Raw genomic sequence first — 24,643 nt, 5'->3', positions numbered from 1 at the left:
GCGGTGCCGCCCTGCGCGCTCCCACGGATCGCGGGCAGGAGCTCAGCCGCCTCCGCGCGGAGCACGAGCCGGCAGACGCACCGGTGCGGCCTGCGGAGTCTCGTCCGCAGGCCGCACCGGGGCCGGTCGCCGCGTCAGGCGACGCCGCGGATGACCGGGTGGTGGAAGGTGTCGCCGAAGGCGCGCTCGCTCGCGCCGACGCGGTCGAGGTACGGCGTGAGCCCGCCCATCTGGAACGGGTAGCCCGCGCCGAGGATGAGGCACAGGTCGATGTCCTCGGCGGCGTGCACGACGTCGTCGTCCAGCATCCGCTTGACCTCGTCCGCGAGACCGGTCTCGACGCGCAGGCGCAGCTCCTCCGCCGTCATCGGCTCGGTCCCGCCCGCGACGATCGCGACGGCGCGCTTGTCGACGCCCTTCACCCGGCCCTTCGCGTCGCGCTCGAAGACGTGACCGAGCTCGGCGAGGCGGTGCAGGTTCGCGCTGTCGAAGAAGCGGTCGGGGAACGCGGCGTGGTGCGTGTCGAGCACGTGCGCGCCCACCTTGAGGCCGACCAGCTCGAGCAGCTCGAACGGAGTCATCGGCAGGCCGAACGGCGCCAGCGACTGCTCGACGACCTCGAACGGGGTGCCGGTGTCGACGGCGTGCATCGCCTCTCCGAGGACTTTGGCGAGAACGCGGTTGACGACGAAGCCCGGAGTGTCGCGCGTGATCACGGCGTTCTTCTTCAGCTTCGACGCGGTCACCATCGCGGTCGAGAGCGTCTCGTCGTCGGTGTGCGGCGTGCGGACGACCTCGATCAGCGGCATCACCGCGACGGGATTGAAGAAGTGGAACCCGACGAGGCGCTCGGGATGGGCGAGCCGCTCGCCGATCCGCTCGACCGAGAGGGACGACGTGTTCGTCGCCAGGACGGCGGTGGGGGAGACGTAGCGCTCGATGTCGGCGAAGACCTCCTGCTTGACCGACAGCTCCTCGAAGACCGCCTCGATCACCCAGTCGGCGTCGGCGAAGTCGGCGCGATCGGTCGTACCGGTGATCAGACCGCGGAGCCGGTTCGACTCGTCGGCCGAGATCCGCCCCTTCGACAGCAGCGTGTCGATCTCGCGGACGATCGTCGCGACGCCCTTGTCGACCCGCTCCTGATCGAGGTCGGTGATGACGACGGGCACCTGCAGCCGGCGCAGGAACAGCAGAGCGAACTGCGTGGCCATCAGACCCGCTCCGACGACTCCGACCTTCGAGACCGGCTTGGCCAGCGCCTTGTCGGGAGCCCCGGCGGGCCGCTTCGTGCGCTTCTGCACCAGGTCGAACGCGTAGATGCTCGCGCGGAACTGATCCCCCGACGCGAGATCGGCGAGAGCCTCGTCCTCGGCGGCGAAGCCCTCGTCGCGGGTGGTGTTCTTCGCGGCCTTCAGCAGGTCGAGCGCACGGTACGGCGAGGCCGCCACGGTGCCGATCCTCGCCTCGAGCTGCTTGCGTGCGATCGAGATCGCGACGTCCCACTTCACGAGGCGCTCGAGCTTGCCGGGAGCGTTCGGGCGCTCGACCTTCACCGAGCCGCCGAGCACGCCGTCGGCCCAGCGCAGGGAGTCCTCGAGGAAGGCGGCGGGCGGGAAGATCGCGTCGGCGATGCCGAGGTCGAAGACGTCCTGGCCCTTGAGGGTCCTGTTGTTCTTGAGCGGGTTCTCGACTACGACCTTGAGGGCGTTCTCGATCCCGATGAGGTTCGGCAGGAGCCACGCCCCGCCCCAGCCGGGGATGATCCCGAGGAACACCTCGGGCAGCCCGAGTGCGGCGATGGAGGAGTCGACGGTCCGGTAGTCGGCGTTCAGCGCGACCTCGGTGCCGCCGCCGAGTGCGAGTCCGTTGATGAAGACGAAGGAGGGGACGCCCAGCTCGCTCAGCATGCCGAGGGTGCGGTGCCCGAGCCGCGCGAGCTGGCGCCCGAGCTCGCGGCTCGGGATGCTGCCGACCTTGCTCAGATCGGCGCCGGCGGCGAGGATGAACGGCTTGCCGGTGAGGGCGACGCCCTGGATCTCTCCGGCCGCGGCCCGCGCCTTCTGGGCGGTGAGCACCTCGGCCAGCTCGAACAGACCGGCGGGGCCGAACGTGCTGGGGCGGGTGTGGTCGCGGTCGTTGTCGAGGGTGATCAGGGCGAGGACGCGGCCGCTGGGGAGCGGCACGTCGCGCACGTAGGAGTGGGTGACGACCTCGCCCTCGGCGAGATCGACGAGGTTCTCGAATCCTTCGAGCATGATCAGCGTCCCTTCCGCTTGGCGCGCTTGCCGTCGAAGTGCGGGTTCTCCCAGACGACCGTGCCGCCCTGGCCGAGTCCGACGCACATCGCCGTGAGGCCGTACTGCACCTCGGGGTGCGACTCGAACTGCCGCGCGAGCTGGATCATCAGGCGCACCCCCGAGGAGGCGAGCGGATGGCCGACGGCGATCGCGCCGCCGTACTCGTTGACCCGCGGGTCGTCGTCGTCGATGCCGAAGTGGTCGAGGAACGAGAGCACCTGCACGGCGAACGCCTCGTTCAGCTCGAACAGGCCGATGTCCTCGATGCCGAGGCCCGCCTTCTTCAGCGCCTTCTCGGTCGAGGGGACCGGGCCGATGCCCATGATCTCGGGCTCGACTCCGGCGAACGCGAAGCTGACGAGCCGCATCTTCTCGGGCAGCCCCAGCTCCTTCGCGGCGTCGGCGCTCGCGAGCAGCGAGACGGCGGCACCGTCGTTCAGGCCGGAGGAGTTGCCCGCCGTCACGCGGCCGTGCGGCCGGAACGGCGTGCGGAGGCCCGCGAGACCCTCGAGGGTCGTCTCGGGTCGCGGAGCCTCGTCGGCGGTGGCGAGACCCCAGCCGGAGGCGCTGCGCGTCGCGACGGGCACCAGGTCGGGCTGCACGTTCCCCGCCTCGTAGGCGGCCGCCAGCTTCTGCTGGCTGCGCAGCGCGTAGCGGTCCGAGCGCTCCTTGGTGAGCTGGGGGAAGCGGTCGTGGATCCGCTCCGCCGTCTTGCCCATGTTCAGGGCGTCCTCGCTGACGAGGCGCTCCGAGAGGAAGCGGGGGTTCGGATCGGCGTTGAAGCCCATCGGGTGCCGGCCCATGTGCTCGACGCCGCCCGCGATGACGACGTCGTACGCGCCGAAGGCGATGCCGCCGGCGGTCGTCGTGACGGAGGTCATCGCTCCGGCGCACATCCGGTCGATGGCGTAGCCCGGGACGGAGCGGGGGAGTCCGGCCAGCAGGGCGCTCGTGCGCCCGAGGGTGAGGCCCTGATCGCCCTGCTGCGTGGTCGCGGCGATGGCGACCTCGTCGACCCGCTCCTTCGGGAGCGACGCGTTGCGCTCGAGCAGACCGATCATCGCCTTGACGACCAGGTCGTCGGCTCGGGTCTGCCAGTACATGCCCTTCTCACCGGCTCGACCGAACGGAGTACGGACTCCATCGACGAAAACGACTTCGGATCTCTCGGCCACAATGCCTCCCAGGAACTCACGGTCGCCGTCGAGCGTAGGAAGGGCGTGCGCCGGGCCGGAATCCTTTGCCGCTTCCTACGAACCGGTTTCCGTGCTCTCCGCCGGGGCTTGGCCCGCTTCGACAAACGCGGTGGCGAGCGAGGCCGCGGTCGCGTCGATCTGCCAGGAGCGCGCTCCGGCCCGCTCGAGCTCGGCGGCGACGGACGCGGCGTCGAGCGGCTCCGGCGGGCTCCAGGCGAGCCGGCGCAGCAGCTCGGGGGTGAGGAGGTTCTCGACCGGCAGCGACAGCAGCTCGGCGATCTCGATCACCACCGCCCGACCGGCCTTCAGGCGCGCGTCGGCGGCGGGGTTGCGGTCGCCCCAGGCCCGCGGCGGAGGCAGCGTGTCGGCCGCCGGGCGGACGGCGCTCGGCAGATCCTCGGTCGTGGTGCCGCGCTCGATGGCCGACCACCAGCGCTCGACCTCGCCGCGGCTGGCGCGGCCGGTGAAGTCCCTCCGGCCCGAGAGCTGGCTGAGGCTGGTGGGGATGTTGCGCGCCACCGCGATGATCGAGGCATCGGGGATCAGGCGGCCGGGCGCGATGTCGCGCTCACGAGCGAAGGCGTCGCGCTCCAGCCAGAGCTCGCGGGCGACGGCGAGCGGACGGAGTCCGCGCAGCGAGTGCACCCCGGAGAGGCGGCGCCACGGGTCGGGCGGCACGACCTTGGGCCGGCGGGCCAGCGTCGCCTCGAACTCCTCGCGGGCGATGCGGGTCTTGCGGGCCTCGACGAGCATCTCCTCCATCCGGTCGCGCAGGTCGACGAGCAGCTCGACGTCCTTCGCGGCGTAGACGAGCCAGCTCTGCGGCAGGGGCCGCGTCGACCAGTCGGCGGCCGAGTGCTCCTTGGCGAGGTGGATGCCCAGCAGGTCCTCCACGACGGCGCCGAGACCCACCTTGGGCAGGCCGAGGAGCCGGGCGGCGAGCTCGGTGTCGAAGATGCGCGACGGGTCGAGTCCGACCTCGCGCAGGCACGCCAGGTCCTGGCTCGCGGCGTGCAGCACCCACTCCTCGTCGCCGATGGCGTCCTGCAGAGCGTCCATCCGCCCGATCGCCGGCGGGTCGAAGAGGAACGCGCCCGAGCCCCGCCGGTACATCTGGATCAGGTAGGCGCGCTGCGAGTAGGTGAAGCCGGACGCCCGCTCGGCGTCGACGGCGACCGGCCCGTGGCCCGCCGCGAGGGAGTCGACCGCAGCGAGGAACTCGGCGGGAGTGGAGAGGACGCGGTAGTCAGTCACGAGTGTTCCGTCGGAGGGCGAGTGAGGTCACGCCGTCGCCCGACACCGGCGGGAGGCCCGCCAGCATGCACAACAGCTCCCCCCAGCCTTCCACGTGTGCGGCGAGCTGTGCGTCGTCGGGGCTCCAGGAGGCGCGGATCTCGATCTGAGCGCCGTCGCCCTGGGCCGCGAGCTCGCCGAACCCGGTCGAGAGGACCTTGGTCGCGGTGCCGGACGCCGCCGTGTAGGTCGCACCCCGGACGTCGAGGGCGTCGATCAGCCAGGACCAGGCGACCTCCGCGAGGAAGGGGTCGGTGCCGATCTCGATCTCGAGCGGAGCCTGCGCGAAGCAGACGACGCGGAACGGCCCGCCCCACTGCTCGGGCTCCTCCGGGTCGTAGAGGAGGATGAAGCGCCCGGTGCCCAGCTCGGAGTCGCGGCCGTGGGTCCGCGGCGAGACGTCTCCCGAGAGCGCGAGCGCCCAGGGCGCGAGGCCGGTCGGCGAGGCGATCTCGGACACGGTGAGTTCGGACCGCGGCGACACCGCGCGGATCGACTCCGTCGCGACCCGGAACTCCTCCGGGAGCTGGGACGGCGCTGAGAATTCGGGCACGATCGCAGACTAGAGTTCCCGCATGCCCGAAGCCCGCAGGCACGCCGCGGAAGGCGGGCGTCGAGCCGGTCTGCTCCTGCTCGCGATCCTCGCGGCCCCCGCCCTCGCCGCGGCGGGAGCGGTCGGCGCCTCCGCGCTCGTCGCCGCCTTCGTCCGCGGGGTCGTCATCCCGCCGTCCCGCCGCTCCCAGGACACCCGCGTGCTCGCCGTGCGCCCGGAGGCGCGCGAGATCGAGCTCGCGGCCGACGCCGACACATCGGTGCGGGGCGGGTTCAGCCTCTGGTTCGACCGCGGACGCGGGCACGCCCGGGTCGGGCGGCTGCTGGCGACCGGGCAGGGGCGTGTGGTGCGCGAGCTCGAGCGGGTCGACCGGGGGAGCCTGCGTGCCGGGGCGCGCGCCCGCATCAACGGCTGGCTGCTGCTCGGGCCGCGCGAGACCGGGCTCCCGTTCACGACGGAGGAGGTGCCGACGCAGTTCGGGGCGGCCCCCGCCTGGCTCTTCCCGGCTCCCGGTGGCACCGGCGACGTCTGGGCCGTGCACGTGCACGGCCGCGCGACGACGCGCGAGGAGACCCTCCGCGGCGTCGACGTCCTCCACCGCGCGGGGCTCACCTCGCTCGTGGTGTCGTACCGCAACGACGGCGACGCCCCGGCGAGCCCCGACCGGCGCTACGGGCTGGGCGACACGGAGTGGCGGGACGTGGACGCCGCGATCCGGTTCGCCGAGCGGCGCGGCGCCCGGTCCGTCGTGCTCGTCGGCTGGTCGATGGGCGGCGCCATCGCGCTGCAGACGGTGCTCCGCTCGTCCCGCCGGGCCCTCGTCGCGGGTCTCGTGCTCGACTCGCCCGTCGTCGACTGGCGCGAGACCCTGCGCGGTCAGGCGCGGCTGCGCCGCATCCCGCCGGTCATCGCGGCCCTCGCGATCACGGTGATGCAGCGGCCGTGGTCGACCGCGCTGACGGGTCAGAGCACGCCGATCCCCCTGGCGGGCCTCGACCTCGTCACGCGCGCGGCGGAGCTCGAGACCCCGATCCTCCTGATGCACAGCGTCGACGACGACTTCGTGCCGAGCGGACCCTCGGAGGCGCTGGCCGCGGCACGGACCGATCTGGTCGAGCTGGTGCTCTTCCGCGGTGCACGGCACACGCGGCTGTGGAACGAGGATCCGGTGCTCTGGGAGTCGTCGGTGGAGCGCTGGCTCGCGCGGCACGGCCTCAGCCGCTCCGACTCCAGCGCGCGTAGGTGAAGCCCGAGTCGTCGACGGCCAGCATCGTCAGGGAGTAGCCCTCGTCGACCACGGCCGGGGTCGCGGCGACCGGCAGCCCGGGCAGCACGACCCGCGGGGCGGTCGTCAGGCAGACCTCGTCGACCCGGCCGGAGGCGAGGAACTGACCCGAGAGCGTCGCTCCGCCCTCGCAGACGACTCGGTGGAGTCCGCGCGCGGCCAGCGCGCCGAGCATCGCGTCGACACTGAGACGCCCGCCGTCCGACGGGACGCGGACGATCTCGACTCCGCGGGGGAGCTCCGGGACGCCCCGACTCTCCTCCGGCACGAGCAGGAGGACGCGCGATCCCTCCTGCAACTCGAGCCGGTGGCCGGCGAGATCGCCCGAGGCGGACACGATCGCGAGCGGCACGCGCTTCGGGACGCGGTAGCCCTCGGCGCGGACGCTCGCCGCGCCGACGAGGACGACGTCGGCCTGCGCGCGGATCACGCCGAGGATGGTGCGATCGACCCGATTGGTCAGGGTCTCGCTGGTGCCGTCGGAGCCGATGCTCGACCCGTTGAGGCTCGCGATCATGTTGAGCCGCACCCGCACCTCGGCGGCCGGCCGGTACGCGTAGGCGATCGCCTCGCGCGCCCCCTCCTCGCCGAGACGCACGGTCGCGCCCGCCGGCACGAGGGGCTGGAGGATCATGCGGCCAGGTGCGCGCGGATCTGCCGCTTGGTGCGGCCGAGCAGGGCGCTCATGCCGCGCAGGCGCAGCGGCGAGACCGCCTCCGACAGGCCGATCGTCTGCGGGAAGTCGTCGGGCACGGCGAGCACCTGCTCGGCGGTCAGCCCGTCGAGCCCCTGGGCGAGGATCGACGCGAACCCGCGCGTGGTCGGCGCCTCGCGCGGAGCGGTCGCGTGCAGGTGGATCAGGTCGCCGTCGAACTCCACGACGATGAACACCGGCGACTGGCACTCCTCGACGCGCTCGAAGAGATCGGGGTGGTCGCGGTAGCGCTCCGGGAGCTCGGGCAGCTCGTTCGAGAACTCGAGGAGCAGCTGCAGACGCTCCGGCTTCTCGAGGGCGAGGAACTCGTCGCGGATGTCGCGGAGCGCGGAGGGGAGTGGTTCGGAAGTCATCGGGGTCATTCTCTCAGAGGAGAGGACCCCGGCCGTCGAGACGGTCGGGGTCCTCAGGGGGATCGTCAGCGGGCCGCGGGGGCCTCGCCGGGCTCGGAGCCCTTGACGATCGGGACGCGCACGGCGCTGCCCCACTCGGTCCACGATCCGTCGTAGTTCTTGACGCCCTCGAAGCCGAGGAGGTGGGTCAGCACGAACCAGGTGTGCGAGGAGCGCTCGCCGATCCGGCAGTACGCGATGACGGTGTCGCCGTCGGCGAGACCCGCGCCGTCGCGGTAGATGCCGTCGAGCTCCTCGAGCGAGCGGAACGTGCCGTCCTCGGCCGCGGCCTTGCCCCACGGCACGTTCTGCGCGCTCGGGATGTGGCCGGCGCGGAGGGTGCCCTCCTCGGGGTAGGCGGGGGCCGTGGTGCGCTCGCCCGAGAACTCCTCGGCGGAGCGCACGTCGATCAGCGGGTTGCCGAAGTGCGCGAGCACGTCCTCCTTGAAGGCGCGGATGTCGGCGTCGCGGCGCTCGACGACCGGGTACTCGACCGCCTCGGGCGTGGAGGCGTCGGTGGTGATCGGGCGGCCGTCGGCGATCCACTTGTCGCGGCCGCCGTCGAGGAGGCGGACGTCCTCGTGGCCGAACAGGGTGAAGACCCAGAGGGCGTAGGCGGCCCACCAGTTGTTCTTGTCGCCGTAGATCACGACGGTGCTGTCGCGCGAGATGCCCTTGGCGCCGACGAGAGCGGCGAAGGCCGCGCCGTCGATGTAGTCCCGCTCGACCGGGTCGTTGAGGTCGGTGTGCCAGTCGATCTTCACCGAGCCGGGGATGTGACCGGTCTCGTAGAGCAGGACGTCCTCGTCGGACTCGACCACCACCAGGCCGGGCGTGCCCAGTCGTTGCTCGAGCCACTCACCGCTGACGAGTCGTTCGGGGTGCGCGTAGGCGGCGAACTTCGGCGACGGATCGAGTTCAACGGACAAGGAGGACCTCCAGGGTGGTGCGCGGAGCGCGGGCGTGATTCCGGGATCGGGCTACGCTGGAGCCCGCCCTTCAGCGACAGTACGCGCCCCCGCGCGCAGGTGCACGGAAGGCGCCGTAAGAGTTCGACACAGTACTCCGACACCCTGTCGGACCCCCGCGGCCGGCCCCTCCGGACGCATGATGCGAGGTGCGCGTGACCCACGACGACGTCCGATCCACGAGCAGTCTCACCACTCGCTCGCCGCAGATCAGCGGCAACGAGATCGCGTCGACGCTCGTCCCGCCCCGTCAGTTCGAGGGCGCGACGTTCGAGAGCTACCGGCCCGACCCCGAGTACCCCTCGCAGGCCGAGGCGGTCGAGGCCCTCCGCGTCTTCGCGGCGGGCGGCGGCTCGCGGGGCGGCGGCGGGTTCTTCGGCTTCGGCCGTAAGAAGGCCCCCGAGGTGAAGCCGGGCGTCTACCTCGACGGCGGGTTCGGAGTCGGCAAGACGCACCTCCTCGCGGCCATCTGGCACGCGGTGCCGGGCCGCACGTACTTCGGCACCTTCATCGAGTACACCGCCCTCGTCGGCGCGCTCGGCTACGCCGCGACCGTGTCGCTGCTCAAGGGGTCGGCGCTGCTGTGCATCGACGAGTTCGAGCTCGACGATCCGGGCGACACGATGCTGATGACCCGTCTGCTGGGCGAGCTGGTCGCCTCCGGGACGCGGATCGCCGCGACCTCGAACACCCCGCCGAACGCCCTGGGCGAGGGGCGCTTCGCCGCCGCGGACTTCCTCCGCGAGATCCAGGCGATGGCCGAGCACTTCCAGACGATGCGCATCGACGGCACCGACTACCGCCGCCGCGAGATCGAGGGCCACGCCCTCACGCGCAGCGACGCCGAGATCGCCGACCTGCTCGCCCAGGCCCCCGCGGGGGCGGTCGTCACGGACGACCCGTTCCGCGCCGCGGTCGACCACCTCGGCTCGGTGCACCCCTCGCGCTACATCAAGGTGATCGACGGAGTCGACGCCATCGTGCTGCGCGACGTGGCCGCGCTGACCGACCAGACCGACGCCCTGCGGCTCGTCGCGTTCATCGACCGGGTCTACGACGCGCAGATCCCGGTCCTCGCCTCCGGAGTCGCCCTCGACGAGGTCTTCGGCGGCGACATGCTCAGCGGCGGATACCGCAAGAAGTACCTCCGATCGATGTCGCGCCTCATCGCGCTGACCTCGATGGATCCCTTCGGCCCGCGGGGTTCGTAGGATCCGCGGTCCGCTCGAGGGATTCCCCGCTCGCGGACGGCTCTCTGGCAGGGCCGTGTAATGCGTTGTTTACGAGGGCGCCTCGCCTGTAACACGTTGGAAACGTCGAGCCCCTCGGCACGAAACCTCGCCCCGCCAGACTGACGGGCGTACTCAAGCGACCCGCCTCCGCTGACGCCCTGGCGTTCACCGGGCCGCTCCTGCGCACCCGAGGAAAGGTTTCAGAATGGATCAAGGCAATACTGCCTTCCTTCTCATCGCGGCGGCACTCGTGCTGCTGATGACGCCAGGACTGGCGTTCTTCTACGGCGGACTGGTCCGCGCCAAGAGCGTCATCAGCATGATGATGCTCAGCTTCGGCGCCATGGGGCTCATCGGAGTCCTCTGGGTGCTCTACGGGTACGCGATCGCGTTCGGCAACGGCCCCGCGGGCCCCGCCGGCACCGACACCTTCTTCGGCATCGACGGCTTCCTCGGGATCGACGTCGCGCAGATCGGTCTGCAGGGCGTCTACAACGACGCGCTCGGCGAGCAGACGGGTGCGTACCCGGTCCTCGCCTTCGCCGCCTTCCAGGCGACGTTCGCCATCATCACCGTCGCCCTGATCTCGGGTGCGATCGCCGACCGCGCCAAGTTCGGCGCGTGGATGGTCTTCGCCGGCGTCTGGGCCACCGTCGTGTACTTCCCCGTCGCCTCCTGGGTCTTCAACTTCACCCTCGGCGACGAGGGCGTGGTCGACGGCGGCTGGATCGCCTACAACGTCGGAGCGATCGACTTCGCGGGCGGCACCGCCGTCCACATCAACGCCGGTGCGGCCGCTCTCGCCCTCGCGATCGTCCTCGGCAAGCGCGTCAACTTCACCAAGGGTGCGCACCAGCCGCACAACCCGCCCTTCGTGCTCCTCGGTGCCGGACTCCTCTGGTTCGGCTGGTTCGGCTTCAACGCCGGCTCCGAGCTCGCTGCCGACGGCTTCGCGGCCATCGCCTTCCTGAACACGATCGCCGCCCCCGCGGCAGCGATCCTCGGCTGGCTCGTCATCGAGAAGATCAAGGACGGCAAGCCCACCTCGGTCGGTGCCGCCTCCGGTGCCGTCGCGGGTCTCGTCGCCATCACCCCGGCCTGCGCGAGCCTCTCGCCGTTCTGGGCGATCGTGCTGGGCATCATCACCGGTGCCGTCTGCGCGCTGGCGATCGACCTCAAGTACAAGCTCGGCTACGACGACTCGCTCGACGTCGTCGGCGTCCACCTCGTCGGCGGCCTCATCGGAACGCTCTACATCGGCTTCTTCGGCACCGATGTCGGCCTGTTCCTCGGCGGCGGATTCGACCAGCTCGGCAAGCAGGCGCTCGCGGCCTTCACCGTCCTGGCCTACTCCTTCCTCATGACCCTCCTCATCGGCTGGGTCATCCAGAAGACCATCGGATTCCGCGTCAAGAACGAGGACGAGGTCGCGGGCATCGACACCGCGATCCACGGCGAGAACGGCTACGTCCTGGCCGACTAGCCCTGGCACCGCACCGCACCACAGCACCGGAGGGGTGCCGGCTCACACGAGTCGGCACCCCTTCGCGGTGCGTGCGGCCTGCGCGCCGGGCGCGCGTTCCGGGCTAGGGTTCCGGGGTGCCCTCCTCACGCTCGGTCGCATCCCTCCTCCTCCGACTGCTCGGGCGGGTGAGGCCCTCCCGACCCGATGCGTCGCCGGTTCCGCAGCGGCCCTTCCTGACGACTCCGGAGGCCGCGCCGGGTGCGAGCGGAGTCGGCCGCACGACCGAGGTCGATCCGACCCGCGTCCGCGGCGTCCACCTCGGCTACGCGCCCACCGCCGACGGCGACCCCGACCCGGGGGAGATCGTCTGGACCTGGGTGCCCTACGAGGAGGACGACGGCCGCGGCAAGGACCGGCCCGTGCTCGTGCTCGCCGTCGAGAAGGCGGGAACGGTGCTGGCTGTGCGGCTGAGCTCGAAGGAGCACGACGACTACCTGCCGATCGGCACGGGGGCCTGGGATCAGGAGGGGCGCCCGAGCTACGTCGATCCGGAGCGCGTCTTCCGCGTGCACCCCGCCGGGATGCGGCGCGAGGGGGCGGCGCTGGACCGCGCGCGCTTCGACTCCGTCGCGAGGACGGTCTCGGCCCGCTACGGCTGGCGCTGAGCTCCGGCGACCGGATCGATCGGCACGAGCTCGGGGTACTTCGCCGAGCGTCCGTCGCCCGACGACGTCCCCGTCAGCCGGCGCCTGACCCACGGGGCGACGTACTGCCGGTAGTACTGGGCCGAGCCTCCGCGCGCCGACGCGGGCTGCTCCGGAACCTCCTGCACCGGAGCCGGAGGCGTGAGCCCGAGTGCCGTCAGCACGCGCGAGGCGACGCGGTGGTGCCCGCGCGGACCCATGTGCAGACGGTCCTCCGACCACAGATCGGGCCGCTGGAACTCGGGATCGCTCCAGTTGTCGGCCACGACGACGTCGGTGCGCCCGTCGAGCCGCCGGAGGACCGCCGCGGTCAGCGCGTCTCCCCGGCGCTTGATCAGGCGCCCGAGGGGGAGGCGGGCCGAGGGGTCCGCGCCGGCCAGCGCGATCAGGGTGACCCCCTCCTCGTCGCAGCGCTCGAGGACCCGGAGGTACGAGTCGGCGATGCTGCCGATGTCCGCGCGCGGGCGCAGCATGTCGTTGCCGCCTCCGTTGAAGGAGAGGTGGGTGGGCTTCAGCGCCAGGGCGGGCTCGAGCTGCTCGGCGACGATGGGGGCGATGAGGCGCCCGCGGATAGCGAGGTTCGCGTAGTGGATGCGCTCGCCCGTCGCATCCGCCCAGCCCTGCGCGGCGATGTCGGCCCAGCCGCGCGCCGTGCCGTCGGGCAGCTCGTCGCCGACGCCCTCCGTGAAGGAGTCGCCGATCGCGACGAGACGGACGGCGGTCATCGGGTTCCTCGGCGGCGCATCGTCGCACTGTACCCGTTCGGGGGCGGCGCTCTCTCGTGTCAGGAGTGCGCGCCGGCCGTCACCCGGGGCGCCTCCCGATCCGACGGCCGCTCGCGGTGGCGGCGCTCGATCGCCTGACCGGCGTAGCCGGCCGTCACGATCAGAGCCGCGCCGGCGATCCCGATCGGGCCGATCACGTCGCCGGCGAGGACCACTCCGACGAGGAGCGCCCAGACGGGCTCGGTCCCCATCAGGATGCTCGCCCGGGACGCCGAGGTGCGGCGGACGGCCCAGAGCTGCACGACGAACGCGAACAGCGAGCAGAGCAGTCCGAGGAAGAGCACGTCGGCCCAGCCGCGAGCGTCCAGCTGCGCGACCGCGGAGGGCAGCCGGGCGCCGGCCAGCGCCGAGAAGACGCCGGCGCAGACGACCAGCTGGACGAGCACCACTCCGAGGGATCCTTCTCTGCGGCCTCGCGTGAGGTGAGCGCTCGCGGTGACGTGCACCGCGCGCACCACGGCCGCCGCGATCACCAGGCCGTCGCCCCAGGTCGGTGTGCGGAGGCCCCCCTCGGAGACGAGGAGCGCGACCCCGACGACCGCGGCGACGGTGGCGACGAAGAACGAGCGGGGGAGCCACGAGCGGGACGCGACGCCCTCGAGCACCGGCGTCATCACGAGCGCCAGGCTGATCAGCAGCCCCGCGTTGGTCGCGGAGGTGAGGTGGACGCCCCAGGTCTCGAGGCCGATGATCACGGCCTGGGAGCAGCCGAGGGCGGCGGCGATCAGCAGACCGCGGCCGCGGGGGAGCCGCTCCCGCCGCGCGAGGCACAGCAGAGCCGTCGCCGCACCCGCGACGAGGAAGCGGAGGGCGATCGCCGAGGGCACTCCCGTGTCGGCGGCGAGATCCTTCGCCGCGAGGAAGCTGGCCCCCCAGACCGCGGCGACGCCGAGGAGGAGGACGTCGACGACGGGTGCGGTGCGGGAGCGGGAGGGCATGGTGACACTCTCGACTGCGATGACCCCCAAGAACAACGGCCGTTCTCTGCATGCACACAGTAGGTTCGCCTTATGGATCCGACGCGCCTCCGTCTCCTCCGCGAGCTCGGCGACCGCGGGAGCGTCGCCGCCGTCGCCCTCGCCTCCGGCGTCAGCGCCTCCGCCGTCTCGCAGCAGCTCGCCGCTCTGCAGGCGGGTATCCCCATCCCGCTGACGATCAAGGACGGCCGCCGCCTCGTGCTCACGGCGGCGGGGGAGGCGCTCGCCGTCGCCTCGACCCGCGTCGAGGAGGCGCTCGCCGAGGCGCGGGACGCCGTCGAGTCCTTCCTCGAGCAGGAGGAGCGACCGGTGGGCGTGTCCGCCTTCCACAGCGCCGGTCTCGCGCTCTTCGGCCCGTTGCTGCGCGAGCTCGACGGTCGCCCGCGGGTCTCGCTCGCCGACGCCGACGTGGCCCAGGACGCGTTCGCCGGACTCACCGCCGACCACGATCTCGTCATCGCGCACCGCCTCGCCCACGACCCTCCCTGGCCGCTCGCGCGCCTGGTCGTGACCGAGCTGTTCATCGAGCCCCTCGACATCGCGCTGCCCGCCGACCACCTCCTCGCCCGGCAGGCCGGCATCCGCCCCGAGCAGCTGCGCGGCGAGCACTGGATCTCGACGCACGAGGGCTTCCCGCTCACCGGTGTCCTCGACCACCTCGGGGCGATGATCGGCGAGGCGCCGCGCATCGACCACCGCATCAACGAGTTCTCGGTCGCCGCTCACATCGTGCGCGCCGGCGCCGCCGTCGCGGTGATGCCGCGGACCACGGCCGCCGCCCTCGCCGTCGACGGGCTGGTGCTGCGTCCGGTCGTCGGCGCCTCGCTCGCCCGCCACGTCGACGTGCTGGCCCGTCCGGACTCACTCGCCCGCACGCCGGTGCGCACGGTCCTGTCGGCGCTCCGAAGAGTGGCCGGGGTCGCCGCGGAGCGCGCGGAAGCGTGACGCTCCCTGACTCCCGCGGTCAGGTTGGTCGGGAACACTGACGGGGGCGCCGGCGCGGACAGCGACTGATCCGGTGGCGCGACCTCACGACGCGATGAAGGAGACACGATGACCGATCAGGCCGGAATCCCCGACGCCACCACGCTGGAGGGGGCGAAGCGCAGCATCGCGATCCTCGGTGCCGGCGGCGACCTCACCGAGCGCCTCCTCCTGCCCGGACTCGGACGAGTGGCCGAGCTCGCCCGCGACTCCGAGTTCACGCTGATCGGAGCGGCGCGGACGCCGCAGAGCGACGACGAGTGGAAGGCCCTGGTGCGCCGCAGCCTCGAGGACGCGGAGATCCCGGCGCACACGGTGGAGTCGCTCGTCTCGCGCGCCCGCTTCCTCGCGACCGACGCCTCCGACCCCGAGCAGCTGAAGGCGCTGATCGACGCGTGCCCGTCGGCGCCCGTGCTGTACGTCGCGCTCCCTCCGGCGATGGGCCATGCGATCGCCGAGTCGCTGGCGCGGATCGAGCTGCCCGACGATCTCGTCGTCGCCATCGAGAAGCCGTTCGGCGAGGACCTCGAGGACGCCGTCGCCCTGAACGAGGCGCTCGCCGGAGTCGTCCCCGACGGCCGGCTCTGGCGGGTCGACCACTTCCTCGGCAACGCGACCGTGATGGGGATGCTCGGGCTGCGCTTCGGCAACCGGCTGCTCGAGACGAGCTGGAGCGCCGAGCACATCGAGAAGATCGAGATCGTCTACGACGAGACACTCGGTATCGAGGGGCGGGCTGCGTTCTACGACTCGACCGGTGCCCTGCGGGACATGCTGCAGAGCCACCTGCTGATGGTCCTCGCCCTGACCACCATGGAGCGGCCCGACGAGATCGTGGCCCGGGACGTCCACGAGCGCATGGCCGAGGTCCTCGGAGCCGTCCGACTCTGGCGGGACGACCCGAGCACCGCGCGTCGCGCCCGGTACACCGAGGGGCGGGTCGACGGCCGCTTCTTCCCCTCCTACGTCGACGAGCCCGACGTGGACGCCTCCGCGGGCACGGAGACGCTCGCCCAGGTGCTGCTGCAGATCGACACGCCGCGCTGGGACGGAGTGCCGTTCGTCCTGCGCTCCGGCAAGGGGATCGGCGATCCGCGCACCGAGGTGGCGGTGCACTTCCGTCCCTCGTCACCGCCCCGGGGACTCCGCACCACGACGGACGAGTCGGGGACGGTGCTCCGCATGTCGCTCAAGGGCGGAGACGTCGAGCTGGACCTCTTCGTCAACTCCGCCGACGACCCGACCGACCTCGAGCGGGTGACGCTGGAGGCGAGCCCCGGCGAGGCCACGCTGGACGCCTACGCCCAGGTCCTGGCCGGCATCCTCCAGGGCGACACCCTTCTGTCGGTGCCGGGGGACGTCGCGGAGCAGTGCTGGCGCATCGTCACCCCGGTGCTCTCGGAGTGGGCGCGTGGCGACGCTCCGCTCGAGGAGTACCCGGCGGGAAGCCGCGGACCCGAGGGCTGGTGAGCTGCGGGGGCGCGGAGGCGGACGCTCCGCGCCCCTCCTTCCGCGGATGCCGCGATCAGCGGGCGGGCGCCGGGGCGCGGCGCGGCCAGAGGGTGTAGCCGACCGCGGTGATGAGCTCGACCGCGCAGATGATCAGCAGGATCGAGAAGACCGAGTCGAGCGGGGCCGTCCGCTCCGCGTCCCCGGCGATCCAGCGGAGCAGGAGCACGACTCCCGCCGCGATCGCGGCTCCGAGGCTCGAGCGGGCGAGGTCCTTCCAGCAGGCGAGCGCGTAGGCGCCGCCGAAGAGCTTCCGCGGAGCGGGGCCTCCTGCGAAGCGGTGGGCGAACCTGACATCCGCGGCGCGGATCAGCGCGTGACCGTACGCGATCGAGAAGCCGAGATAGAGGGCAGCGAGCCCGTGCGCGAAGGAGGCCGTCGCTCCGCTCCTCAGATCGATCGCGGTCGCGACGAGCAGCACGAGGTCGACCACCGGGGTCAGGGCGAGGAGGACGGCTCCGGCCCGCTGCTACCGCAGGACGTAGCGCGCCAGGAGTCCGAGCGCGATGACCACCCAGAACCCGACCTCGCAGGCGATGACGACGGCCAGGATCATGCTTCCTCCTTGGTAGCACGGCTGTGCTTCTTCCCATGAAGCTAGCATGGCCGTGCTACGGTCGCGTCGTGCCCCGGACCATCGATCGCGACGCCCGCAAGGAGCAGCTCGCCGAGGCCGTCTGGCGTGTGGTGCGCGAGCGCGGCATCGGCGCCGTGTCGGTCCGCACCGTCGCCGAGGAGGCGGGCGTCGTCGTCGGCTCGCTCCGGCACGTGTTCCCCTCCCGCGCCGAGCTGCTGGCCTTCTCGGCCGAGCTGATGGTGCTGCGCGCCACGGAGCGGATCATCGCCACGCCCCGCACCGGAGACGCCCTCGCCGATGCGGTCGCCTTCCTGCGCCACCTGCTCCCGCTGGAGCCCGACAGTCGTGCCGAGCTCGAGGTGAACATCGCCCTGATCGCCGAGACGCCGGCGCTCCCGGTCCTCCGCGAGATCCGCGACGAGGCGCACCGACAGCTCGCCGAGCTGTGCCTCACCCTGGCCCAGAGCGTCTCCGGCCGGCCGGCCGACACCGCGCTGGTCGATGCGGCGAAGCGCCTGCACGCGCTCGTCGACGGCCTCGCCGTGCACCTGCTCCTCCGCGACGGAGAAGGGGAGTGGGCGGTCGGCGTCCTGGCCGCGGAGCTGTCCCGCCTGCGCGGATGACGCCGGAGGTGCGGTCGCCGGCGAGGTGATCGAGGAGGCGCACCGGCGACCAGCCAGGTGCCTTTCGGGATGCGGAGACCGTCACACCGCTGAAACGCCCTCGCCACACCCCGTCCGTAGCTTGGGCCTCAGCGTCCCGCGACCCGACGGGCCGCAGACCGCCGCGCAAAGGGGCTGCAATGAGTGGAAATACCGTCCGTCGTGATGCGATCAAGGACGTCGAGGCGTACGTGCCCCCCGCCGTCAGTTTCACGGAGGCAGAGGCACCGGGGCAGATCTTCGGCGAGAACGTCTTCAGCACCATCGTGATGCGCCAGCGCCTGCCGAAGTCGGTCTTCAAGTCCGTCATGGCCACGATCGAGCACGGGGCGAAGCTCGACCCGCTGGTCGCCGACGCCGTCGCCTCGGCGATGAAGGACTGGGCGCTCGAGAAGGGCGCGACCCACTACGCGCACGTGTTCTACCCCCTCACCGGCCTGACCGCCGAGAAGCACGACTCGTTCTTCGAGCCCGTCGGCGACGGCTCCGCGCTCGCCGAGTTCGCCGGCAAGACCCTCGTCCAGGGCGAGCCGGACGCGTCGAGCTTCCCCAACGGCGGCCTGCGCAACACCTTCGAGGCCCGCGGGTACACCGGCTGGGACGTCACCAGCCCGGCGTACGTGCTCGAGAACCCGAACGGCAACACCCTCTGCATCCCCACCGTCTTCGTCTCGATGACAGGGGAGGCCCTCGACCACAAGACGCCGCTGCTGCGCTCCCAGCAGGCCATGGGCGAGCACGCGGAGCGGATCCTCCGGCTCTTCGGGCACACCGACCCGGCCAGGATCGTGTCGTTCTGCGGCCCGGAGCAGGAGTACTTCCTGATCGACCGGCACTTCTTCCTCGCGCGCCCCGACCTGCTGAACGCCGGCCGCACCCTGTTCGGCACCACGCCGCCGAAGGGCCAGGAGTTCGACGACCACTACTTCGGCGCCATCCCCGAGCGCGTCCTCGGCTTCATGATGGACACCGAGCGGGAGCTGTTCAAGCTCGGCATCCCGGCGAAGACCCGGCACAACGAGGTCGCGCCCGGCCAGTTCGAGATCGCGCCGATGTTCGAGCGCGGCAACATCGCGGCCGACCACCAGCAGCTGCTGATGACGACCTTCAAGACGATCGCGAAGAAGCACGGGATGGAGTGCCTCTTCCACGAGAAGCCGTTCCAGGGCGTCAACGGGTCGGGCAAGCACGTCAACTTCTCGCTGGGCAACAGCGAGCTCGGGTCCCTCCTCGTCCCCGGGGACACCCCGCACGAGAACGCGCAGTTCCTCGTGTTCTGCGCCGCGGTGATCCGCGCGGTGCACCTCTACGGCGGGCTGCTGCGCGCCTCCGTCGCGTCGGCGTCGAACGACCACCGGCTCGGCGCGAACGAGGCTCCGCCGGCGATCATCTCGATCTTCCTCGGCGACCAGCTCGGCGACGTCTTCGAGCAGCTCGCGAAGGGTCCGGCGACCTCGTCGAAGGGCAAGGGCACGATGCAGATCGGAGTCGACACCCTGCCCGTCCTGCCGACGGACCCGGGCGACCGCAACCGCACCAGCCCGTTCGCCTTCACCGGCAACCGCTTCGAGTTCCGCGCTCCGGGCTCGATGCAGTCGGTGAGCGGGCCGATGGTCACCATCAACACGATCATGGCCGACTCGCTCGACTACGCCGCGACCGAGCTCGAGACCGCGATCGCCGGCGGCGCCGACTTCGACGCCGCGGTCCAGGAGCTGCTGACCCGGATCATCACCGAGCACGGCGCCGTCGTCTTCAACGGGGACGGCTACGCCGACGCCTGGCCCGTCGAGGCGGAGCGCCGCGGGCTCGCGAACCTCCGCACCACGCTCGACGCCCTGCCCGAGCTGATCACCGACGAGGCGCTCGCGCTCTTCGAGAAGTACCGGGTCTTCAACCACCGCGAGATGCACAGCCGCTACGAGATCGGGCTCGAGCAGTACAGCCTGAGCATCGGCGTCGAGGCGCGGCTGACGCTCGAGATGGGGCGCACGTCGATCCTGCCCGCGGCCGTCCGGCACCAGACCGAGCTCGCCGTGAACGTCGGGGCGCTGAAGGCCGCCGGGGTCGAGGCCGACCTCGCACCGCTCACCGAGGTGAGCGACGCGGTCGCCGAGCTGCGTGCCGCCCTGGCGACGCTCGCGGCGGCGCTCGGCGACGAGGTGGGGCACGACGCACTCGCCGAGGCCCAGCACGCGAAGGACGCGCTGCTGCCCGCGATGACGGCGGTGCGTACCGCAGCGGACGCGATCGAGGGCATCATCGCCGACGACCTGTGGCCGCTGCCGACCTACCAGGAGATGCTCTTCATCCTCTGACGCCGACCGGCCGGGGCCGCTCACCAGGGGCGGTCCCGGCCGGCGTCCGGATACCCTGGAGGCCACATGACTCCCGACAGCGAACCACCCGTCACCCTGTCCGACTCCCTCGAGGACCGCCTGCGCGCCCAGGTCGCCCGCGAGGGCGAGCGGACGGTCGCCCTGCGCTCCGCGGCGCTGCTCACGGGGGGCTACGAGGGCGAGTCCTTCCTCCTCACCGTGGGCGGTGAGCACGCGGACGGCATCCTGAAGGGCGCGCCGTCGCTCTACTGGCCCGAGCTGTGGGGCGCCCGCGCTCTGCTCTACGTCTGGGACGACGACGCGGCGGAGGCCGTGACCGCGGGCCTCGCGAACGCGTCGTGGCGCGTGCGCGAGATGTGCGCGCGGGTCTGCGCCGAGCGCCTCCTCGGCGGGCAGAAGAAGCTCGCCCGTCTCACCACCGACGAGCACCCCCGCGTCCGAGCGGCCGGCGCGCGCGCCCTCTCGGCCGTCGCGGTGGCGGGAACCACGTCGGGTCGCGACGAGAAGGGCGAGTTCGCCGCCAGCGTCGAGCAGACGCTGACCGCGATGCTGCGCGATCCCGACCGAGACGTGCGCCGGGTCGCGCAGCAGTCGGCCGACGCGCTGAGATCCGCGCGCGGCTGACCCGGCGTCAGAGCGGGCGGGGCCGGTAGGTCTCGATCAGAGAGTCGAACAGCGCGTCCAGGCGCGCATCGACCACCTGGCGCGCCGGGTCGGCGTCGTACCACTCGATGATCTCCCGGGCGCCGGCGGTGAAGCGCACGGAGGGGGAGAAGGCGGGCACCACGCTGCGGATCTTCGCGTTGTCGAAGACCATCGAGTGGGCCTTGTCGCCCACGATCCCCGCACCGAGCGCCGGGTCGGCCGCCGCGATCGCGTCCGAGGTCACGTGCACGAGGCGCGCCTCGACTCCGGCCGCCGCCGCGAGTGCGCGGTGGATCTGATCCCACGTCGGCGTCTCGTCGCCCGTGATGTGGAACGCCTCGCCGATCGCCGCGGACGCGCCGAACAGCCCGACGAGGCCGACGGCGACGTCGTCGGTGTGCGTGAGCGTCCACAGCGAGGTGCCGTCTCCCAGCACGACGACCTCGTCTCCGCGGCGCATCCGATCGATGACGGTCCAGCCGCCGTCGACGGGAAGCGCGGTGCGGTCGTAGGTGTGCGAGGGGCGGACGATGGTGATCGGGAAGCCGCTGCGGCGGTACTCCGCCACCAGGAGGTCCTCGCAGGCGATCTTGTCCCGCGAGTACTCCCAGAAGGGGTTCCGCAGCGGTGTCGACTCCGTGATCGGGAGCCGGGTCGGCGGCGTCTGGTAGGCCGAGGCCGAGCTGATGAAGACGTACTGGGCGGTGCGGCCGGCGAACAGGTCGATGTCCTGCTGCACGTGCTCCGGGGTGAAGGCGGCGAACTCGACGACGACGTCGAAGCTCTCGTCCCCGAGCGCGGCGCGGACGGAGTCGGGGTCGCGGATGTCGCCGCGGACCTGCCGCACGCCGTCGGGCAGCGGGCGGATCGCGGTCGTGCCGCGGTTCAGGACGGTGACCTCGAATCCGAGCGCGAGGGAGCGGACGACGCAGGCCGAGCTGATGATGCCCGTCCCGCCGATGAACAGCACGCTGAGTGACATGGCCTGGCTTTCTGAGTCGAGTGCGGGGGAGCGGGTCCGATCCCGCCGACTCCATCCCCTCATGCCGCGAGCGTTTCCGCCGGTTCCGGGACGACGCCACGCCGAGCCGGGGCGGGAATCGGCACCGTGCACGATGCCCGCGACCCGGAGTGCGGGGTCGCGGAGCCGGCGCTCCTCGACCCCCGACCGGATCAGACCCGTCTCAGCAGGACCGGTGCGCTCGTGGTCGTGCCGCCCCGGGTGTCCACGGCCACCGCGGTCACCGAGTACGTCCCCCGCGGGAAGGCCGAGGTGTTCACGGCGAGGGAGTAGGTGCCGTCCTCGCCGAGGGTCGCGTCGCCGATCCTGGTGGTCCCGGCCCAGAAGGCGACGCCGGCGGTCTCCGTGTCGCCCGAGACGGTGGCGACGAGGGTGACGATGCCGGTCACCGATGAGCCGGAGCTCGGCGAGACGATGGCGACGGTCGGAGCCGCGGGGTCGACCGGAGCCGGAGCGCCGGACGGCTCGGGCGTCGGCGCGAGGGTCGGCGTCACGGTCGGGACGGGCGACGGCTCGGCGGTCGGGGTCGCGGTGGGCGTCGGCGTCGCGGTCGGGGTCTCCGTCGGCGTCGGCGTCGCGGTGGGCGTCGGAGTCGCGGTCGCGGTGGGCGTCGCCGTCGGAATCGGGGTCGCGGTCGGAGTCGGGGTCGCGGTGGGCGCCGCCGTCGGAGTGGCGGTCGCCGTCGGCGCAGGCGTCGCAGCGGCTGCGACCGTCAGCCGGATCGGTGCGCTCGTGGTGGTGTTGCCGGCGGCGTCGGCCGCCTTCGCGGTCAGGACGTAGGTGCCCTTGGCGAACGTCGCGGTGTTCAGCGGGAGCGTCCAGGTGCCGTCCGAGGCGAGGGAGGCGGCGCCGAGTCGCGTCGTGCCGACCCAGAAGCCCACTCCCGTCACCGCGACGTCGTCGGAGGCCGAGGCCTCGAGCGTCACCGCGCCGGCGACCGAGGATCCGGACGTCGGCGAGACGATCGCGACGGTCGGAGCGGCGCGGTCGACCGGTGCAGCGGTCGGTGCGACGGTGGGCACTGCCGTGGGTGCGGCGGTCGGCACTGCTGTGGGCGCGACGGTGGGCTCTGCGGTGGGTGTGACAGTGGGCTCTGCGGTGGGCTCTGCCGTGGGTACAGCCGTGGGTGCGGCGGTGGGCTCTGCCGTGGGTGCAGCGGTGGGCTCTGCCGTGGGCTCTGCCGTGGGGGCGACGGTCGGTGCGGCGGTGGGTGCCGCGGTGGGTGCCGCGGTGACGGTCGGCACGGGGGTCGCGGTGGGCGCGGAGGTGGCCTCACCGGTGGGGAGCTCCGGGGGAGTCGCGACGTCGTCCCAGATGGCCTCGAGGTAGGCCGTGGTGGGCCGGGTGCTCACCGCGTCGAGGTCGGCGGCGGTCATCGAGGCGAGGGCCGCGTCGACGGCGAAGGCGCCCGACCGGGCGACCTTCCCGGGGAGACTCGTCCACGAGTTCGAGACCGTGTCCCACGTCGGCTGGAGGGAGCCGATGAAGGTCGAGTCGGACGCGTCGACGTTGCCGCCGCCCGAGCCCTGGACGGCGCTCAGGCTGCCGGCGCCGTTGAGGGCTCCCTCGTGTCCGGCCCCGCCGGGGAGGAACGGGTAGCGCGCCGCAGTGACGGCGCCGCCGACGATGAACGCCTCCTCGAACGCGACGTGCTTCACGCCTCCGATGATGACGGCGCTGTTGTTCGAGCTGAACACGACGGTGTCCCTGACCGTGACCTGGCCGGTCACGCCGCTGCCCTCGATCTGGAGGCTGTCGGTGTGGGGCCGCGCGGCGTTCACGCCTCCGTACGGCGCGTCGACGTAGTAGGACGGGGCGATGTAGCCGCCCTCGATCAGCACGTCGCTCATCACCTGCGGAGCGAACGACTTGATCTGCGCCGAGTCGCTGCTCTTCAGGCTCGACTCGGGCTCGACGACCTCGATGAGCTCCACGTCGCGCACGGGAACGCCCGACGAGGCGGCGAGGCCGACCCAGTTCTCACTGACCCGCAGCCAGGCGAACGACGCGTGCGTCGCGCCCTTCACATCGATCGAGGCGATGTCGAAGCGCATGAGCGTGATCCCCGTCACCGCCCGCAGAGCCCAGCTGCCGCCAGTGACCGAGCGGAAGCCGTCGCGCGCCGTGATCAGCACCTTGACGCGTCCCTTGTTCGTGTAGCCGTTGAGTGCCGACAGATCGGCGATGTGCCCCGGCGCCACCCGGACGACGGCCCCGGCCGCGATCTCGGCGGGCTTCAGAGCGTCGAGGGCCTTGCGGATCGCCGTGCCCGACGCCGGGACCTCCACCACCGTGTAGTCGGAGAACCCGGAGCGGATGTCGGGCGTGTCCGAGGGGTAGTGCGTGCCGTCCGGCCCGTAGGTCGTGCCGCTCACGGCGGCCGAGGCGGCCTGTGCCGGGAGGATCGACGTCGCCGTCACGGCGAGACCCGCGACGACCGCTGCCGCCAGTACCCGCAGGAGGATCCTCTCCGCCCAGCGGAGGGGACGTTGAGGCGAGGTCCTGGTGCGTGCGGGTCTTGCCATGGGGGTGTCGTCCGATCGGCTCGTGCGGGAGTGGGACGCCCGGAGCGCATCGCGGCGGAAGGATCGCAGCGGTCGGCGGATCGAGGCTTCTCCGGCGGGAGGAGCCTCGGTGCACGCGTCACTGCGTTCCGGGCGGGGTGGTGCGGGGAGTAGCCGCCGTCCTGCTGCGGGAGCAGGTCGCACGGCCGTGCAGTGGAGGCGGTCGGGATCAGCGTCTGCCGGTCAGCAGGGTCGAGGCGCTGGCGCCGACGCCGCCGGCAGCACCGGTGACGTGCGGGACGACCGTGCTCGCGTCACCACGAGGGTCGGAACCAGCGCACAGCACTCGGTCGGCGAAGAGGTCCTGCGCCTCCTCCGAGAGTAGGGAGTACCGGCTACGGCCCCCTGCCTCGCTCGGGGGGTAGTCGAGCAGAGGATCGCTCGTCGCCGCAGCACAGGTGGTCACGGGGCTATCGAGGAGTGGTTCTCGCAGGGCGAGCCGCCGTCACCGACGGCGTCCGGGGCCGGGCCCGCGGG

21 protein-coding genes are annotated in these 24,643 nt (G+C 72.2%); 9 read left to right on the top strand and 12 right to left on the bottom strand.

Going from position 1 to position 24,643, the window contains the following annotated elements; genetic code table 11:
• Positions 1–134 precede the first annotated feature (134 nt).
• The 4 genes from GSU68_RS09140 to GSU68_RS09125 form a co-directional block, all read right to left on the bottom strand.
• Positions 135–2,258 (bottom strand): 3-hydroxyacyl-CoA dehydrogenase NAD-binding domain-containing protein, encoded by a 2,124-nt coding sequence (locus GSU68_RS09140; protein WP_159907470.1) that lies wholly within the window; start codon positions 2,256–2,258, stop codon positions 135–137.
• A gap of 2 nt (positions 2,259–2,260) precedes the next feature.
• Positions 2,261–3,475 (bottom strand): thiolase family protein, encoded by a 1,215-nt coding sequence (locus GSU68_RS09135; RefSeq protein WP_159907468.1) that lies wholly within the window; start codon positions 3,473–3,475, stop codon positions 2,261–2,263.
• A gap of 75 nt (positions 3,476–3,550) precedes the next feature.
• Positions 3,551–4,750, bottom strand: a complete 1,200-nt coding sequence (locus GSU68_RS09130; protein ID WP_159907466.1) for a ribonuclease D — start codon at positions 4,748–4,750, stop codon at positions 3,551–3,553.
• Positions 4,743–5,342 (bottom strand): DUF3000 domain-containing protein, encoded by a 600-nt coding sequence (locus GSU68_RS09125; RefSeq protein ID WP_159907464.1) that lies wholly within the window; start codon positions 5,340–5,342, stop codon positions 4,743–4,745. Before GSU68_RS09125 ends, GSU68_RS09130 begins: the two co-directional genes overlap by 8 nt.
• 22 nt (positions 5,343–5,364) lie before the next feature.
• Between GSU68_RS09125 and GSU68_RS09120 the strand changes: the two genes are divergently transcribed.
• Positions 5,365–6,588, top strand: a complete 1,224-nt coding sequence (locus GSU68_RS09120; protein ID WP_159907462.1) for an alpha/beta fold hydrolase — start codon at positions 5,365–5,367, stop codon at positions 6,586–6,588.
• On the opposite strand, the gene GSU68_RS09115 is transcribed toward GSU68_RS09120, so the two are convergent.
• The 3 genes from GSU68_RS09115 to GSU68_RS09105 form a co-directional block, all read right to left on the bottom strand.
• Positions 6,557–7,261 (bottom strand): dihydrofolate reductase family protein, encoded by a 705-nt coding sequence (locus GSU68_RS09115; RefSeq protein ID WP_159907460.1) that lies wholly within the window; start codon positions 7,259–7,261, stop codon positions 6,557–6,559. The genes GSU68_RS09120 and GSU68_RS09115 overlap by 32 nt on opposite strands.
• Positions 7,258–7,695 carry a SufE family protein gene (locus GSU68_RS09110; protein ID WP_159907458.1) on the bottom strand — a complete coding sequence of 146 codons (438 nt, stop codon included), beginning with the start codon at positions 7,693–7,695 and terminating at the stop codon, positions 7,258–7,260. Before GSU68_RS09110 ends, GSU68_RS09115 begins: the two co-directional genes overlap by 4 nt.
• 65 nt (positions 7,696–7,760) lie before the next feature.
• The gene (locus GSU68_RS09105) at positions 7,761–8,663 is read right to left on the bottom strand and encodes a sulfurtransferase (protein WP_159907456.1); all 903 of its coding nucleotides are present in this window, start codon (positions 8,661–8,663) and stop codon (positions 7,761–7,763) included.
• A gap of 194 nt (positions 8,664–8,857) precedes the next feature.
• Between GSU68_RS09105 and zapE the strand changes: the two genes are divergently transcribed.
• The 3 genes from zapE to GSU68_RS09090 all read left to right on the top strand — a co-directional run bounded on the left by zapE (position 8,858) and on the right by GSU68_RS09090 (position 12,064).
• Entirely contained in the window at positions 8,858–9,913 is a 1,056-nt protein-coding gene (zapE, locus tag GSU68_RS09100; protein ID WP_159907454.1) for a cell division protein ZapE, read from the top strand.
• A 226-nt stretch (positions 9,914–10,139) separates the two neighbouring features.
• A complete protein-coding gene (locus tag GSU68_RS09095) occupies positions 10,140–11,417 on the top strand; it encodes an ammonium transporter (RefSeq protein WP_159907452.1) in 1,278 nt (425 codons plus the stop codon).
• A 116-nt stretch (positions 11,418–11,533) separates the two neighbouring features.
• Positions 11,534–12,064 (top strand): type II toxin-antitoxin system PemK/MazF family toxin, encoded by a 531-nt coding sequence (locus tag GSU68_RS09090; protein WP_159907450.1) that lies wholly within the window; start codon positions 11,534–11,536, stop codon positions 12,062–12,064.
• On the opposite strand, the gene GSU68_RS09085 is transcribed toward GSU68_RS09090, so the two are convergent.
• Positions 12,049–12,828, bottom strand: coding sequence for an SGNH/GDSL hydrolase family protein (locus GSU68_RS09085; RefSeq protein WP_159907448.1), 780 nt, complete (start codon positions 12,826–12,828; stop codon positions 12,049–12,051). The two genes, GSU68_RS09090 and GSU68_RS09085, sit on opposite strands and share 16 nt — an antisense overlap.
• A gap of 59 nt (positions 12,829–12,887) precedes the next feature.
• A complete protein-coding gene (locus GSU68_RS09080; RefSeq protein WP_159907446.1) occupies positions 12,888–13,826 on the bottom strand; it encodes a DMT family transporter in 939 nt (312 codons plus the stop codon).
• 72 nt (positions 13,827–13,898) lie between these two features.
• Between GSU68_RS09080 and GSU68_RS09075 the strand changes: the two genes are divergently transcribed.
• Positions 13,899–14,810, top strand: coding sequence for a LysR family transcriptional regulator (locus GSU68_RS09075; RefSeq protein ID WP_159907444.1), 912 nt, complete (start codon positions 13,899–13,901; stop codon positions 14,808–14,810).
• Positions 14,811–14,918: 108 nt separating this feature from the next.
• The gene (locus GSU68_RS09070) at positions 14,919–16,319 is read left to right on the top strand and encodes a glucose-6-phosphate dehydrogenase (protein WP_159907442.1); all 1,401 of its coding nucleotides are present in this window, start codon (positions 14,919–14,921) and stop codon (positions 16,317–16,319) included.
• A 55-nt stretch (positions 16,320–16,374) separates the two neighbouring features.
• Here GSU68_RS09070 and GSU68_RS09065 read toward each other — a convergent pair whose 3' ends face one another.
• Positions 16,375–16,791, bottom strand: coding sequence for a hypothetical protein (locus tag GSU68_RS09065; RefSeq protein ID WP_348272486.1), 417 nt, complete (start codon positions 16,789–16,791; stop codon positions 16,375–16,377).
• A 191-nt stretch (positions 16,792–16,982) separates the two neighbouring features.
• Between GSU68_RS09065 and GSU68_RS09060 the strand changes: the two genes are divergently transcribed.
• The 3 genes from GSU68_RS09060 (at position 16,983) to GSU68_RS09050 (ending at position 20,560) form a co-directional block, all read left to right on the top strand.
• On the top strand, positions 16,983–17,558 hold the full coding sequence (locus GSU68_RS09060) for a TetR/AcrR family transcriptional regulator (RefSeq protein ID WP_159907440.1): 576 nt from the start codon (positions 16,983–16,985) through the stop codon (positions 17,556–17,558).
• A 179-nt stretch (positions 17,559–17,737) separates the two neighbouring features.
• Positions 17,738–19,915: a glutamine synthetase III gene (locus GSU68_RS09055; protein WP_159907438.1), complete on the top strand. Its 2,178-nt coding sequence runs from the start codon at positions 17,738–17,740 to the stop codon at positions 19,913–19,915.
• Between the two features lie 66 nt (positions 19,916–19,981).
• Positions 19,982–20,560 carry a HEAT repeat domain-containing protein gene (locus GSU68_RS09050; protein WP_244259224.1) on the top strand — a complete coding sequence of 193 codons (579 nt, stop codon included), beginning with the start codon at positions 19,982–19,984 and terminating at the stop codon, positions 20,558–20,560.
• A 7-nt stretch (positions 20,561–20,567) separates the two neighbouring features.
• Here the strand turns inward: GSU68_RS09050 and GSU68_RS09045 are convergent, their stop codons facing one another.
• Together GSU68_RS09045 and GSU68_RS09040 are read right to left on the bottom strand one after the other, a co-directional pair.
• The gene (locus GSU68_RS09045; protein WP_159907436.1) at positions 20,568–21,563 is read right to left on the bottom strand and encodes an SDR family oxidoreductase; all 996 of its coding nucleotides are present in this window, start codon (positions 21,561–21,563) and stop codon (positions 20,568–20,570) included.
• 191 nt (positions 21,564–21,754) lie between these two features.
• Positions 21,755–24,127, bottom strand: a complete 2,373-nt coding sequence (locus GSU68_RS09040) for an Ig-like domain-containing protein (RefSeq protein WP_159907434.1) — start codon at positions 24,125–24,127, stop codon at positions 21,755–21,757.
• Positions 24,128–24,643: the final 516 nt, after the last annotated feature.

The sequence above is a fragment of the Rathayibacter sp. VKM Ac-2759 genome (genome assembly GCF_009834225.1).
In the GTDB taxonomy this organism is placed as follows: domain Bacteria; phylum Actinomycetota; class Actinomycetes; order Actinomycetales; family Microbacteriaceae; genus Rathayibacter.
This window is presented reverse-complemented; position numbering and strand designations above follow the sequence as displayed.

What these genes read in the sequence shown, in the direction of transcription:
- GSU68_RS09140 (WP_159907470.1), bottom strand. Translation starts at nt 2,258, where the DNA reads ATGCTCGAAGGATTCGAGAACCTCGTCGATCTCGCCGAGGGCGAGGTC.
- GSU68_RS09120 (WP_159907462.1), top strand. Translation starts at nt 5,365, where the DNA reads ATGCCCGAAGCCCGCAGGCACGCCGCGGAAGGCGGGCGTCGAGCCGGT.
- GSU68_RS09115 (WP_159907460.1), bottom strand. Translation starts at nt 7,261, where the DNA reads ATGATCCTCCAGCCCCTCGTGCCGGCGGGCGCGACCGTGCGTCTCGGC.
- GSU68_RS09110 (WP_159907458.1), bottom strand. Translation starts at nt 7,695, where the DNA reads ATGACTTCCGAACCACTCCCCTCCGCGCTCCGCGACATCCGCGACGAG.
- GSU68_RS09095 (WP_159907452.1), top strand. Translation starts at nt 10,140, where the DNA reads ATGGATCAAGGCAATACTGCCTTCCTTCTCATCGCGGCGGCACTCGTG.
- GSU68_RS09085 (WP_159907448.1), bottom strand. Translation starts at nt 12,828, where the DNA reads ATGACCGCCGTCCGTCTCGTCGCGATCGGCGACTCCTTCACGGAGGGC.
- GSU68_RS09080 (WP_159907446.1), bottom strand. Translation starts at nt 13,826, where the DNA reads ATGCCCTCCCGCTCCCGCACCGCACCCGTCGTCGACGTCCTCCTCCTC.
- GSU68_RS09075 (WP_159907444.1), top strand. Translation starts at nt 13,899, where the DNA reads ATGGATCCGACGCGCCTCCGTCTCCTCCGCGAGCTCGGCGACCGCGGG.
- GSU68_RS09070 (WP_159907442.1), top strand. Translation starts at nt 14,919, where the DNA reads ATGACCGATCAGGCCGGAATCCCCGACGCCACCACGCTGGAGGGGGCG.
- GSU68_RS09055 (WP_159907438.1), top strand. Translation starts at nt 17,738, where the DNA reads ATGAGTGGAAATACCGTCCGTCGTGATGCGATCAAGGACGTCGAGGCG.
- GSU68_RS09050 (WP_244259224.1), top strand. Translation starts at nt 19,982, where the DNA reads ATGACTCCCGACAGCGAACCACCCGTCACCCTGTCCGACTCCCTCGAG.
- GSU68_RS09045 (WP_159907436.1), bottom strand. Translation starts at nt 21,563, where the DNA reads ATGTCACTCAGCGTGCTGTTCATCGGCGGGACGGGCATCATCAGCTCG.
- GSU68_RS09040 (WP_159907434.1), bottom strand. Translation starts at nt 24,127, where the DNA reads ATGGCAAGACCCGCACGCACCAGGACCTCGCCTCAACGTCCCCTCCGC.